The 14485-nt window shown below is 68.8% G+C and carries 10 protein-coding genes; all 10 read left to right on the plus strand.

From position 1 onward, the window contains the following. The first annotated feature begins 84 nt into the window (after window positions 1-84). Window positions 85-1725, plus strand: coding sequence for an acetolactate synthase large subunit (locus FFS49_RS24970; RefSeq protein ID WP_105818951.1), 1641 nt, complete (start codon window positions 85-87; stop codon window positions 1723-1725). A 29-nt stretch (window positions 1726-1754) separates the two neighbouring features. Continuing rightward, window positions 1755-3188, plus strand: coding sequence for an aldehyde dehydrogenase family protein (locus tag FFS49_RS24975; RefSeq protein ID WP_105818950.1), 1434 nt, complete (start codon window positions 1755-1757; stop codon window positions 3186-3188). A 242-nt stretch (window positions 3189-3430) separates the two neighbouring features. Next, window positions 3431-5014 (plus strand): Na+/H+ antiporter, encoded by a 1584-nt coding sequence (locus tag FFS49_RS24980; protein ID WP_039344744.1) that lies wholly within the window; start codon window positions 3431-3433, stop codon window positions 5012-5014. 481 nt (window positions 5015-5495) lie between these two features. After that, the gene (locus FFS49_RS24985; protein ID WP_039344741.1) at window positions 5496-6629 is read left to right on the plus strand and encodes a hybrid sensor histidine kinase/response regulator; all 1134 of its coding nucleotides are present in this window, start codon (window positions 5496-5498) and stop codon (window positions 6627-6629) included. A gap of 123 nt (window positions 6630-6752) precedes the next feature. Further along, window positions 6753-8429: a methyl-accepting chemotaxis protein gene (locus tag FFS49_RS24995; protein ID WP_039344740.1), complete on the plus strand. Its 1677-nt coding sequence runs from the start codon at window positions 6753-6755 to the stop codon at window positions 8427-8429. Then, on the plus strand, window positions 8426-8938 hold the full coding sequence (locus FFS49_RS25000) for a chemotaxis protein CheW (protein ID WP_046549451.1): 513 nt from the start codon (window positions 8426-8428) through the stop codon (window positions 8936-8938). Before FFS49_RS24995 ends, FFS49_RS25000 begins: the two co-directional genes overlap by 4 nt. Further along, on the plus strand, window positions 8935-10353 hold the full coding sequence (locus FFS49_RS25005) for a CheR family methyltransferase (RefSeq protein ID WP_105818949.1): 1419 nt from the start codon (window positions 8935-8937) through the stop codon (window positions 10351-10353). Before FFS49_RS25000 ends, FFS49_RS25005 begins: the two co-directional genes overlap by 4 nt. Window positions 10354-10399: 46 nt before the next feature. Next, the gene (locus FFS49_RS25010) at window positions 10400-11116 is read left to right on the plus strand and encodes a chemotaxis protein CheW (protein WP_071332975.1); all 717 of its coding nucleotides are present in this window, start codon (window positions 10400-10402) and stop codon (window positions 11114-11116) included. Next, a complete protein-coding gene (locus tag FFS49_RS25015; protein WP_046196676.1) occupies window positions 11113-13422 on the plus strand; it encodes a hybrid sensor histidine kinase/response regulator in 2310 nt (769 codons plus the stop codon). Before FFS49_RS25010 ends, FFS49_RS25015 begins: the two co-directional genes overlap by 4 nt. Continuing rightward, window positions 13419-14438, plus strand: a complete 1020-nt coding sequence (locus tag FFS49_RS25020) for a chemotaxis response regulator protein-glutamate methylesterase (protein ID WP_039345366.1) — start codon at window positions 13419-13421, stop codon at window positions 14436-14438. The genes FFS49_RS25015 and FFS49_RS25020 overlap by 4 nt, the downstream gene beginning before the upstream one ends. Window positions 14439-14485 lie beyond the last annotated feature (47 nt).

Below are 14485 nucleotides of genomic sequence, written 5' to 3' on the forward strand. Positions count from 1 at the left end.
AGCGTCCGCGTGCCGTAGGCCGGCGCGCGTTCTGAACGCTGCGTGTCCGTAGGCCGGGCAGGCGGCATCAACCGAGAGTCCCCCATGAAAGCATCGGATCTGTTCGTGAAGGCGCTGGAAGCCGAAGGCGTCGAGTACGTGTTCGGCATTCCCGGCGAGGAAAACCTCGATCTGCTCGAATCGCTGCGGCGATCGAAGATCAAGCTCGTGCTGACCCGGCACGAGCAGGCGGCCGGGTTCATGGCCGCCACCTACGGCCGCCTGACGGGCCGCACCGGCGTGTGTATCGCCACGCTCGGGCCCGGTGCGACGAACTTCGTGACGGCCGCCGCGTATGCGCAGCTCGGCGGCATGCCGATGCTGATGATCACCGGGCAGAAGCCGATCAAGTCCAGCAAGCAGGGTCACTTCCAGATCGTCGACGTGGTCGACATGATGCAGCCGCTCACGAAGTTCACGCGGCAGATCGTGTCGATCGGCAACATCCCGTCGGCCATACGCGAGGCGTTCCGCCGCGCGGAGGAAGAGCGCCCGGGCGCCGCGCACCTCGAGCTGCCGGAAGACATCGCGCACGAGGAGGGCGACGGCAAGCCGATTCCGCGCAGCTACAGCCGGCGGCCGGTGGCCGAGGAGAAGGCGGTCGCGCATGCGGTCGACGCGATCCAGGCCGCGCGCCATCCGCTCCTGATGATCGGCGCGGGCGGCAACCGCAAGACCACCTGCAAGATGCTGCTCGAATTCGTCAACAAGACGGGCATCCCGTTCTTCACGACGCAGATGGGCAAGGGCGTGATCGACGAGACGCACCCGCTGTGGCTCGGTAACGCGACGCTGTCCGACGGCGATTTCGTGCACCGCGCGATCGAGCATGCGGATTGCATCATCAACGTCGGCCACGACGTGATCGAGAAGCCGCCGTTCTTCATGCGTACCGACGACAAGACCGTGATCCACGTGAACTTCCTCGGCGCGCAGGTGGATCCCGTCTATTTCCCGCAGATCGAGGTTGTGGGCGACATCGCGAACGCGGTGTGGCAGATGAAGGAGGCGCTCGCACCGCAGCCGCACTGGGATTTCGCGCGCTTCGCGATGATCAAGGAGCATTTCGACGCCCATCTGGAGAAGGGCCAGCACGATCCGCGCTTCCCGATGTACCCGGTGCGGATCGTCAACGATCTGTACAACGCGATGCCGGTCGACGGCATCGTCTGTCTCGACAACGGGATGTACAAGATCTGGTTCGCGCGCTACTGGCGCGCGCACGAGCCGAATTCGCTGCTGCTCGACAACGCGCTCGCGTCGATGGGCGCGGGCCTGCCGTCGGCGATCGCGACGAAGATCGTGCATCCGCAGCGCCAGGTGATCGCCGTGTGCGGCGACGGCGGTTTCATGATGAATTCGCAGGAGCTCGAAACGGCCGTGCGGCTGAAGCTCGACCTCGTCGTGATGATCCTGCGCGACGACGCGTTCGGGATGATCCGCTGGAAGCAGGAGAACATGAATTTCCCCGATTTCGCGATGACGCTGCAGAACCCCGATTTCGTCGCGTATGCGCAAAGCTACGGTGCGCACGGGCATCGCGTCGACTCGGCCGACGATCTCGAGCCGCTGCTGCGCGAGTGTTTCTCGTCGCCGGGCGTGCACGTGATCGACGTGCCGATCGATTACGCGGACAACGAGCGCGTGCTGAACCGCGAGATCAAGCGCCTGTCGGCGCAACTCTGAATGTCCCGTTCACAGGAAGGAGTCGTTCCATGTTGAAGGAAACCTATCCGTACTACCTCGCCAACGAAGCCGTCTACGCGAACACCGATCTGGACGTGACGGACAAGTTCAGCGGCAAGGTCGCGACACGCGTCGCGCTGGCCGACGCGAAGGCCATCGACGCGGCGATCGGCGCGGCGGTCGATGCCGCGAAGCCGATGCGCGAGCTGCCGGCCTACAAGCGGCAGGCCGTGCTCGACCATTGCGTCGCGCGCTTTCGCGAGCGCTTCGACGAGCTCGCCGAGGCGCTGTGCATCGAGGCCGGCAAGCCGATCAACGATTCGAAGGGCGAAGTGACGCGGCTGATCGACACGTTCCGCGTGGCGTCCGAGGAATCGGTGCGTATCGACGGCGAAATCATCAACCTCGAGATCTCCGCGCGTGCGCAGGGCTATACGGGCTACACGAAGCGCGTGCCGATCGGCCCGTGCTCGTTCATCTCGCCGTTCAACTTCCCGCTGAATCTCGCCGCGCACAAGGTCGCGCCCGCGCTCGCGGCGGGCTGCCCGTTCGTGCTGAAGCCCGCGAGCCGCACGCCGATCGGCGCGCTGATCATCGGCGAGGTGCTCGCGGAAACCGATTTGCCGAAGGGCGCATTCTCGGTGCTGCCCGCGCATCGCGACGGCGCCGACCTGTTCACGACCGACGAGCGGTTCAAGCTGCTGTCGTTCACCGGTTCGCCGGCCGTCGGCTGGGCGCTGAAGGAGAAGGCCGGCAAGAAGAAAGTCGTGCTGGAGCTCGGTGGCAACGCGGCCGCGATCGTCGATGCGGATCAGCGCGACCAGCTCGACTACGTGGTCGAGCGGCTCGCGTTCGGCGCGTATTACCAGTCGGGCCAGAGCTGCATCGGCGTGCAGCGGATCCTCGTGCATGCGGACCTGTACGACGCACTGCGCGAGAAGCTGATCGCGAAGACGCGTTCGCTGAAGATGGGCGACCCGAAGGATCCGTCGACGTTCGTCGGCCCGATGATCTCCGAATCCGAATCGCGCCGGTTGTCGGGCTGGATGGATGCGGCCGTCGCGGCGGGCGCGAAGATCGTCGCGGGCGGCAAGGTCGATGGCGCGATGTTCGAGGCGACGCTGCTGGAAAACGTCGGGCACGAGCAGGACCTGTACCGGAAGGAGGCATTCGGCCCCGTCGCGATCCTCGAGAAGTTCGACCGGTTCGACGATGCGCTCGCACGCGTGAACGACAGCGACTTCGGGCTGCAGGCCGGCGTGTTCACCGATTCGCTCGCGCATGCGCAGCGCGCGTGGGAGGAGCTGGAGGTCGGCGGCGTCGTGATCAACGACGTGCCGTCGTTCCGCGTCGACAACATGCCGTACGGCGGCGTGAAGGATTCGGGCCTCGGCCGCGAGGGGATCCGCTACGCGATCGAGGACATGACCGAGCCGCGGCTGATGGTCGTGCGGCGCCGGTAACGCGCGGGCAGGCAGCGCGGTGCCGCGACGGCACGCGGGCGGGCGATCGGGCCGGCCCGCGTGCCGTTTTTCATGGCGCTGCATGCGTCGCGCCGGCATCGCGCCTGCACCGTACCCGCAGCGTGTGCAGCGCTGCCCGGACAGGCTCGACTGCGGGCCTCGCCTCATGATGTAATCGCGCGAAACTGCCGACCGGGATACGACGCCGGAAAGCGCGAATTCATTCTTCACGAGGTCGATTCATGTCCCCCGTCTCGGCATTCAAGCTGGTTTTGTTGTCATTTCTCGCGATCGTCGCGCTCGAATGCATCGCCAAGCGGCTGCGGTTGCCGCCCGCGGCCGCGCTGCTGATCGGCGGGATCGGCATCGCGTTCATTCCCGGCCTGCCGCCGATCAATCTCGATCCGGAACTGGTGTTGCTGGTGTTCCTGCCGCCGCTGCTGATGGACGGCGCGTACTTCTCGGTGTGGGAGGAGTTCAAGCGCAACGTCGGCGGCATCCTGCTGCTCGCGATCGGCGCGGTCGTGTTCACGACGTTCGCGGTCGGCTTCGCCGTGCACTGGGTGGCGCCGTCGCTGCCGTGGGCCGCGTGCTTCGCACTCGGCGCGATCGTGTCGCCGCCCGACGCCGTTGCGGCGAAGGCCGTGCTCGAACGCGTTGCGCTGCCGCGCCGGCTGATGGTGCTGCTCGAAGGCGAAAGCCTGCTGAACGATGCGGCCGGCCTCGTGCTGTTCCGCTTCGCGGTCGTCGCGGCGCTGTCGGGCACCTTCAGCCTCGGCCATGCGATCGTGGGTTTCGCGGAGCTCGGGCTCGGCGGCGTGGTGGTCGGCTTCGTGGTCGGCAAGCTCGTCGTATGGTTCCTGAAGCTGCTCGACGACGACTATCTCGTGATCACCGTCGCGGTGATCGCCGGCTGGATCGCGTACATCGCCGGGGAGATGGTCGAAGTGTCCGGCGTGATCGCCACCGTCACGGCCGGCATGATCGTCGGCTGGCATCAGCACGAGGTGTTCTCGGCGGCCGTGCGCACGCGCGGCACCGCGTTCTGGCAGGTCATCGTGTTCCTGCTCGAAGCGATGGTGTTCGTGCTGATCGGGCTGTCGCTGCGCGGTGCGATCCACCGGCTCGGCGGCTTCGAGCAGGTGCTCGCCACGATGGTGCCGCCGATGCTCGCGGTGCTGGCGGCGGTGATCGTGTCGCGCTTCGTGTGGATCTACGCGGTCGAGGCGCTGAAATGGCCGGTACGCGGGATCGCGCGGCGCGGCGAAGCGCCCGACTGGAAGGCCGCGACGATCATGAGCTGGGCCGGGATGCGCGGCGTCGTCACGCTGGCGATCGCGTTGTCGCTGCCCGAGGCGATGCCCGGGCGCGACGTGATCCTGGTCGCGTCGTTTGCGGTGATCCTCGTCACCGTGCTGCTGCAGGGCACGACGATCGGGCCGCTGATCCGGCTGCTGCGCCTGCCGCAGCGTGAAGACCGCGCGGCGCACCACCTGACCGAGCCGCAGACGTGGGCGTACGTCGAGGCCGCCCAGCTCGCGGCGATCCAGCCGCTCGTGCGCGACGAGAACGGGGTCGTGATCCATCCGCGCCTGCTCGAGCAGTACACGTACCGCGCGGAGTTGACGGAGCGGACGAAGAACGAGCCGACGTATCCGGCTGAAGTGCGTGCCGCGCACTACGACGTCGTGCTGGCCGCGATCCGGGCCGGGCGCGCGGAACTGTTGCGCCTGCACCGTTCGGGGCGCATCCACGACGAGATGCTGCACGCGCTCGAACGCGACCTCGACCTGCAGGAAGTGTCCGCGCAGCACGCGCGCGGGTAGGGCCGCCCACCTTCGTCACCTCGCCATCGAGCGGCCGGCGCCAGCCGGCCCGAAGCGCGCCCGGGCCGATCGTTGCCCGGCGCGCTTTTTTTTTCGCGCGCTCACCGATTCGGCGGATTTTCATCCGGCCCTCAAATGCGACGACGGGCAGCCTTGCAGCGCATGCAAACCTTATCGCGCCGGTCTCGCAAACGTTATCGTCTTTCGATTCCGGAAATGATCCGATTTAACTGTTTCCGTCTCTTTCTGCATATTTGGCAAAACTAAACCGGATTGAGATAGATGCTGTGTTCTAATTTCATTTAGAATCAGCCGGTTATGTTTATTGAGAGAAAGGATGCGGAGGTAATACGGCCGCCGGCGGGGAGAAAATCGGCGTCCGAAACCCTGCAAGGCGGTGCCGACAGGCCAATTCGGCGGAATCAGGCGGGGTTTTCAACCGCTGAAATAGGATAGCGTCCAAGTCTGATAAACAACTCCTATGAAAGAATCGATTGGAGAATCGGCGTTTGAAACTGTATTTATGAAAGAATCGAGCGGTGATAATGCCTCGGATTGTCTTGAATCGGGGTTATCGGTCCTTCTCGTCGACGATCAACCGTTCGTCGGCGAAGTAATCCGCCGCGCGCTGCGCAGCGAACATGACATCGACCTGCACGTGTGCACCGACGCGCACCGGGCGATGGCGGTCGCGCGCGACGTGAAGCCGACCGTCATCCTGCAGGATCTCGTGATGCCGGAGATCGACGGCCTCGATCTGGTCCGTGCGTGGCGTGCGGACGCCGGCACCGCTCGCGTGCCGATCATCGTGCTGTCCGCGAAGGAGGAGCCGATCGTCAAGCGCGAGGCGTTCATCGCCGGCGCGAACGACTATCTGGTGAAGCTCCCCGACGCGATGGAGCTGGCCGCCCGCATCCGCTATCACTCGAACTCCTACCTGATGTCCCGGCAGCGCGACGAGGCGCTCGATTTCCTGTCGCACGACATGCGTTCGCCGCAGACGTCGATCCTGGCGCTGCTCGAAGTCTACCGGAGCGAGCACGGCGAAATGCCGGCGATCATGGAGCGTATTGCCGGCCATGCGCGGCGCGCGCTCGCGCTGGCTGACGGCTTCATCCACCTGACCCGCGCGCAGTCCGAGCGCCGTGCGCACGAGGTCGTGAGTCTCAACGAGATCGTGCTCGACGCCGTCGACCAACTGTGGGAGAAGGCGGCCGGGCTCGGCAGCCGGGTTGCCGCGCACGTGCCCGATACCGAATGCGTGACGATGGGCGACCGCATGATGCTGACGCGCGCGGTCGCGAACCTGATCGACAACGGGCTGAAGTACGGCCCGGCGGGCACGGACGTGCACTGCACACTGGGCAGCGAGGACGGCGCCTGGCTGATCGGTGTCGAGGACACCGGAGCGGGAATCGCGCCGGAGCAGCGCACGGCCGCGACCGAGTCGTTCGTGCAGCTCGAATCCGCGCATGGCGCGGCGCGCGGCGGCTTCGGCCTCGGGCTCGCGTTCGTCCGCGCGACGGCGGCGCGGCATCGCGGCCAGATCCTGATGCGCAATACGGCGCGCGGCTTCATGGTCGCGCTTCGGCTGCCGGCGCAAGCGGAGCGGTGATTTCGCGGCGCGGCCTGCCGGCGCCGCGCTGCGCGCAGACCCTGATGTGCTCGTGGCGCGCCGTCCGGCGCGCAGGCGGGTGTGGTTTTTTTTAACGCTGATTTTATAAAGCCCATAACGAACATGGCCACCGTGACGCCCCGCGCGACCAATGAAAGCCTGCATCCGACGATCGGCGCTGCCCGGCTGACGCTCGGCAATCGCATCCTGCTCAGCTTCGGCGTGCTGTTCGTGCTGATGCTGGTGACAGCCGGCGTCTCCTACGAGCGACTGCGTGCGATCAACAGCGAAGCCGTCAGCATCGAGCGCGACTCGCTACCCGGCGTCTATCTCGCGTCGTCGCTGCGCGCGGCGGTCAACGAAACGTTCGTCATGCTGCAGCAGGCGACGTTCGTCGAGACCGATCCCGATGCCGTGCAGCGCGATCTCGCGAAGATCTCGGATGCGACGAAGCAGGTCGAAGCGCTGTCGGTCGACTACCAGGCGTCGATCTTCCGCGACGACGACCGCGCGCGATTTGCGACGTTTCGCGGCGCATACGATCGCTACCTGCCGCTGTTGACGGATGCGGTACAGAAGCACCGCGGCTCGCGCGACGAAGCGATCGCCGCCTACGCGAAGGTGTTGCCGGGGTGGGCCGAGGTCGTGCAGGACGCGAACATCATGGTCCAGGAGAATCGCAAGTTCGCGGACCAGTCCGCGAGGGTGATCCGCGAATCCGTGCAGGACACGGAAGTCGTGCTCGTCGGCGCGCTGACGATCATGCTGCTGTCCGCGCTCGGGCTCGGCTACCTGCTGTACCGTTCGGTCACGGTTCCGATGGCGCGGCTCGTCGAGGTGCACGACGTGATGCGCACCGGCAACCTCACGCGCCGCCTCGACCTGCGCCGCCGCGACGAATTCGGCACGCTCGAGACGGGCTTCAACCGGATGGCCGACGAGCTGACCGAGCTTGTCGCCCGCGCGCAGCAATCGTCGCTGCAGGTGACGACGTCGGTGGCCGAGATCGCGGCGACGTCGCGCGAACAGCAGGCGACCGCGAACGAAACCGCGGCGACGACGACCGAGATCGGCGCGACCTCGCGCGAGATCTTCGCGACGTCGCGCGACCTGCTGCGCACGATGAACGAGGTGGCCGGCGTGGCCGAGCAGTCGGCGACGCTCGCGGGCGTGAGCCAGAGCGGGCTCACGCGGATGGGCGAGACGATGCGCAGCGTGATGGACGCGGCCGGTTCGGTGAACGCGAAGCTCGCGATCCTCAACGAGAAGGCGCTGAACATCAACCAGGTGGTCGCGACGATCACCAAGGTGGCCGACCAGACCAACCTGCTGTCGCTGAATGCGGCGATCGAGGCCGAGAAGGCCGGCGAATACGGCCGCGGCTTCGCGGTCGTCGCGACCGAGATCCGCCGCCTCGCCGACCAGACGGCGGTGGCGACCTACGACATCGAGCAGACGGTGAAGGAAATCCAGTCGGCGGTGTCGGCGGGCGTGATGGGGATGGACAAGTTCTCCGAGGAAGTGCGCCGCGGGATGCTCGACGTGCAGCAGGTCGGCGGGCAGTTGTCGCAGATCATCGCCGAGGTGCAGACGCTCGCGCCGCGCTTCCAGATGGTCAACGAAGGGATGCAGACGCAGGCGAACGGCGCCGAGCAGATCACGCAGGCGCTGTCGCAGCTGTCGGAGGCCGCGCAGCAGACGGCCGAGTCGCTGCGCCAGTCGTCGCAGGCGATCGACGACCTGACGCTCGTGGCGAACCAGTTGCGCACCAGCGTGTCGCGCTTCAAGGTCGACGCGTGACGCGCGCCGACCCGCAGAACGGCGCCCACGCGCTGTTCCTGATGTTCGAGCTCGACGGCGAACGCTATGCGCTCGACGCAGCCGGCATCGACGAGGTGCTGCCGCTCGCGGTCACGAAGGCCGTGCCCGGCGCACCCGAATGGATCGCCGGGCTGCTGATGCGCGGCGGCCAGCCGGTGCCGGTGATCGACGTGCCGATGCTGGCGCTCGGGCGCCGCGCGCATGCGCTGCGCTCGACGCGGCTCGTGATGGTCCGCTACCGCGCGGACGAAGCGGGCGGCGAGCGCACGATCGGGCTGATCGTCGAGCGTGCGACGCAGACGATGCGGATCGACCGCGCGGCGTTCCGGTCGAGCGGCATCTCGACCGCGCGCACGCGCTGGCTCGGGCCCGTCGCGAATACGCCCGATGGCGTCGTGCAGCAGGTATCGGTGTCCGACCTGGTCGACGACGTCGCGCGCCTGTATCTGTTCGACGGCCTGCCGGGCCACGGGGGAGAGTCCGCATGAAAGAGTCCGAATCGCGATTTCGCGGCTGGCTGCTGCGCGAGACCGGCATCGACCCCGATTCGCTCGGCAACGATTTCCTGACCCGCGCGCTGACGGAACGCGTGCACGCGCTGCAGGCGGACGGCGAGCGCCTGCTGTCGGCGGCGCGGCCGCCCGTGACGCAGGACGCGCTCGACGCCTACTGGCAGCAGCTCAACGCGTCGGCCGACGAGCGGCGTGCGCTGATCGAGCTGTTCGTCGTGCCCGAAACCTGGTTCTTCCGCGACCGCGAGGCCTTCGCGACGCTCGCGCGGCTCGCGACGGAGCGGCTCGCCGCGCTGCCCGGCCGCGTGATCCGCGTGCTGAGCGCGCCGTGCTCGACGGGCGAGGAGCCGTATTCGGCGGCGATGGCGCTGCTCGACGCCGGGCTCGACCCGGCCAGCTTCACGATCGACGCGATCGACCTCAGCGCGCGCGCGATCGAGCAGGCGCGGCTCGGCTGCTACGGGCGCAATGCGTTCCGCGGCACCGCGACGGAGTTTCGCGCGCGGTACTTCACGCCGACCCGTGACGGCTGGCTGCTCGACGAGCGCGTGCGCGCATGCGTGCAGTTCAGTCAGGCGAACCTCGTGGAACCGGCCGTGGATACCGGCATTCGCTACGATTTCGTGTTCTGCCGCAACGTGCTGATCTACTTCGATCGCGACGCGCAGGATCGCGTGATCCGCTCGCTCGACGAGCGCCTGGCCGACGACGGCACGCTGTTCGTCGGGCCGGCCGAAACGGGCGTCGCGATGCGGCACGGGATGCGCTCGGCGCGCGTGCCGCTGGCGTTCGCGTTTCATCGCGAGGCCGCCGCCGCGGCGCCCGACGTATTCGCGGCCCGGCAGGCGGCACCGCTGGCGGCGGCAGCGCCGTACCGGCGCGCGGAGCGTTTCACGGTTGCACCGCTCGCGGCGACGCGCTCGGTGCTGGCGGTCGCGCCGCCGGCCAGGCTCGACGACACACGCCAGCCGTTCGCGGCGCCGCCGCCGGCCACGCACGCGGCCGCGCTCGACGCACGGGGCGACCTGCCGGCGACGGCGGCCGAATCGGCCGAAGCGGCCGGGTCGCTCGCACCGGTGGCGGAGCGACCCGCGCCGACGCTGGAAGAGGCACAGGCGCTGGCGAATGCCGGCGCGTTCGACGAGGCCGAGCGCGTGCTCGCGCAGTTCTCGGCGCGCGTCGGGCCGCATGCCGATGCGTTCTACCTGAACGGGTTGATCGCGGATGCGCGCGGCCGCGCCGCCGAAGCCGGCGACTTCTACCGGAAGGCGCTGTACCTGCGGCCCACGCACCACGAAGCGCTGACCCATCTCGCGACGCTGCTCGACGTCGGCGGCGATCGTGCGGGCGCGCAATGGCTGCTCGAGCGCGCACGGCGCTCGGCCGGCTGACAAGACCATGGGTTGGGGACCGACACCGTGATGACCAGAGGATTCCATGAACCGCGCCGCCGCTGCCTTTGACGAGACGACGATCGACGTCGACGATTGCTGGAACCGGATCGGCACGCGCGGCGACCGCACGTGCGAGCGGCTGAACGACTGCCTGCGCTGCCTGAACTGTTCGGTGTATGCATATCACGCGGCGAAGCTGCTCGAGCGTCCGCTCGACGGCGCCGAGATGGCCGACACCACGCGCCGGATGAGCGCGCCCGGCGCGCCGCACCTGCACGACGCCGACGCCGATGCGCACCATGCGGCGCTGGCGTTCCGTGTAGCCGACGAATGGCTCGCGCTGCCGATCGGCGTGCTGCGCGAAATCGCCGGCACGCGCCCGATCCATTCGCTGCCGCATCGGCGCAATTCGGCCGTGCGCGGCGTGGTCAACATCCGTGGCACGCTGCGCATCGCGATCTCGATCGGCGCGCTGCTCGGCCTCGATGCCGGCAAGGGCGGCAAGGGCCGCAACGACGGTGACGACGACCGCTTCACGCGGCTGCTGGTGGCGGCGCACCAGGGCGAGCCGGTCGTGTTTCCGGTCGACGAAGTCGAGGGCGTGCTGCGCTTCGGCGCCTCCGACTGGGTGCCCGTGCCGGCGACGGTCGGGCGCGCGAGCGCCGGCCTGTCGCGCGGCGTGCTGTCGTGGCGCGGCAAGTCGGTGGGCCTGCTCGACGACGACCGCCTGTTCGATGCAGTCACACGGAGCATGCGATGAGCGGCGATGACGACCTGAGCCACCTGTCGCTGCTCGAGCTGTATCGCGAGGAGACGCGCACGCAGACCCAGGCGCTGTCCGAGCGGCTGCTCGCGCTCGAATCGGGTGAACCCGATTCCGTCGCGCTCGAGGCGTGCATGCGCGCCGCGCACTCGCTGAAAGGCGCCGCGCGCATCGTCGGCGTGCCGCTCGGCGTCGACATCGCGGGGCGGATGGAAGAGTGCTTCGTCGCCGCGCAGGCCGGCACGATCGCGCTGACGGCCACGCACGTCGACGTGCTGCTGGCGGGCGTCGATCTGCTGGTGCGCGTCGGCGATCCGCAAGGGCAGCCCGTCACGCAGACGGAGATCGACGTGTTCGCGGCGGCGCTGACCGGCGCCGACGGCGCGCAGACGATGCAGGCGGCGGCCGCGGTCCCGCCGCCGGTGCCGCCGTCGATCGTCCCGTATCGGGAGCACGACGGCGCCGCGAACGAACCCGTCGGGGCGAGCGCCGCGGTGCCGCCGCTTGCGGTATCGGGCGGGGTGCCCGATCCGGCCCAGGCCGGCCGCGTGGCCGGCGCCGGCGCGATGCGCCGCGTGCGTGCGGACACGCTGAACCGGCTGCTGAGCCTGTCCGGCGAATCGCTGGTCGAATCGCGCTGGCTCAAGCCGTTCGCCGAATCGATGCTGCGCGTGAAGCGCGCCCAGCGCGACGCGGCCCGGTCGCTCGATTTGATGTACGAACAATTTGCCGACGATCTCGACGCGGGCATGCTCGCGTCGATGAACGAAGTGCGGCACATGCTCAACGACCTGCAGCGTTCGCTCGCCGAGCGCATGGACGAATTCGACCGCTTCGAGCGGCGCAGCACGCATATCGCCGAGCAGCTGTACGACGAGGCGCTGCAGTGCCGGATGCGGCCGTTCGGCGACGCGACGCGCGCATACCCGCGCATCGTCCGCGATCTCGCGCGCTCGCTCGGCAAGCAGGTGCGCTTCTCGATCGTCGGCGAGGGCACGCAGGTCGACCGCGACATCCTCGACCTGCTCGACGCGCCGCTCGGCCACCTGCTGCGCAACGCGATCGACCACGGCGTCGATTCGCCGGAGGCGCGGCGAGCGCGCGGCAAGCCGGCCGAGGCGAGCGTGACGCTGGAGGCGCGCCACAGCGCCGGCTCGCTGCTGGTCAGCGTGATCGACGACGGGCCCGGTGTCGACATGGACGCGCTGCGCGCGGCCGTCGTGCGCCAGCGCCTGACCGACGACGAGACGGCCGCGCGGCTGTCCGATCCGGAACTGCTCGAATTCCTGCTGCTGCCGGGCTTCTCGATGCGCGATGCGGTGACCGACGTGTCGGGCCGCGGCGTGGGCCTCGACGCGGTGCAGGAGATGGTGCGTGGCGTGCGCGGCGCGGTGCGGATCTTCAACGAACCGGGCGCGGGCATGCGCTTCGTGCTGCAGTTGCCGCTCACGCTGTCGGTGATCCGCAGCCTGCTCGTCGAAGTGGGCGGCGAGCCGTATGCATTTCCGCTCGCGCACGTGCGCCGCACGCTGGAGCTCGCGCACGACGATATCGACGTGCTCGAAGGGCAGCCGCATTTCCCGTTCGACGGCCGGCGCGCGGGCCTCGTCGCCGCGCACCAGTTGCTCGATGCGGGCGAGCCCGACGTCGGGCGCACCAGCACGGCGGTCGTGGTCGTCGGCGCGGAGCCGGAGTTGTACGGCGTCGCGGTCGACCGCTTCCTCGGCGAGCGGATGCTCGTCGTGCAGCCGCTCGACAGCCGCCTGCACAAGATCCAGAACATCGCGGCCGGCGCGCTGCTCGAGAACGGCGACCCGGTGCTGATCGTCGACGTCGAGGACCTGATCCGCTCGGTCGACAAGCTCGTGCGCGGCGGGCAGCTCGCGCGGCTCACGCGTGATCCGCAGCTCTCGCTCGCCGACCGGCGCCGCCGCGTGCTCGTCGTCGACGATTCGCTGACGGTGCGCGAGCTCGAACGCAAGCTGCTGGAAAAGCGCGGCTACGACGTGACGGTCGCGGTCGACGGGATGGAAGGCTGGAACGCGGTGCGCAGCGATGCGTTCGATCTCGTCGTCACGGACGTCGACATGCCGCGCATGGACGGCATCGAGCTCGTCACGCTGATCAAGGGCGATCCGATGCTCAAGCGCCTGCCGGTGATGATCGTGTCGTACAAGGATCGCGACGAGGATCGCCGTCGCGGGCTCGATGCGGGCGCCGACTACTACCTCGCGAAGAGCAGCTTCCACGACGAGGCGTTGCTCGACGCCGTGCACGACCTGATCGGAGACGCGCGGGGATGAACATCGGCATCGTCAACGACTTGCCGCTGGCCGTGGAGGCACTGCGCCGCGTGATCGCGCTGCGCACGGACCACCGCGTGCTGTGGGTCGCGACCGACGGCGACGAGGCGGTGGATTTCTGCGTCGCGCATCCGCCCGATGTCGTGCTGATGGATCTCGTGATGCCGAAGGTCGACGGCGTGGCCGCGACGCGCCAGATCATGGCGCGCGCGCCGTGCGCGATCCTGATCGTGACGGCGAGCGTCAGCGCGAATACATCGTCGGTGTACGAGGCGATGGGCGCCGGTGCGCTCGATGCGGTCGACACGCCGACGCTCGCGCTCGGGCTGTCGACGGATGCGTCGCCGCAGGCGCTGCTCGCGAAGATCGACCAGATCGGCCGGCTGCTCGAAAGCCGCACCGCGGCGCTCGTGCCGCCGGGGCCGGCGCCCGAGCGCGGCCAGCCGACGCTCGTCGCGATCGGCGCGTCCGCAGGCGGGCCGACCGCGCTGACTGCGTTGTTGCGGGCGCTGCCGGGTGATTTTCCGGCGGCGATCGTGATCGTCCAGCACGTCGACCAGGCGTTCGCGCTGGGGATGGCCGAGTGGCTCGACGGCTATACGCGGCTGCCGGTGCGCGTCGCGCGGCAGGGCAGCGTGCCGCAGGCCGGCGAGGTGCTGCTCGCGGCGACCAACGATCACCTGACCCTGTCGCCGCGCGGCGTGCTCGGCTATACGCGGCATCCGGTCGAGACGCCGTACCGGCCGTCGATCGACGTGTTCTTCAACAGCGTCGCCGACGGCTGGCAGGGCGAGGCGTTCGGCGTGCTGCTGACGGGCATGGGGCGCGACGGCGCGCTCGGCCTGAAGGCGATGCGCGCGAAAGGCTGCTACACGATCGCGCAGGACGAGGCGACCAGCGCCGTCTACGGGATGCCGAAGGCGGCCGCGGCGATCGGCGCGGCGTCGGCGATCCTGCCGCTCGAGCGGATCGCGCCCCAGCTGATCTCGCGCATCACGCGTCCGCTGCGCGACTGACGGCGCGCTGGGGCGCGCGGCGCCGTGCCGTGGCCGCATTGCGGGCG

The organism is Burkholderia sp. 4NA327C6, assembly GCF_005502655.1.
Taxonomy (GTDB): domain Bacteria; phylum Pseudomonadota; class Gammaproteobacteria; order Burkholderiales; family Burkholderiaceae; genus Burkholderia; species Burkholderia contaminans.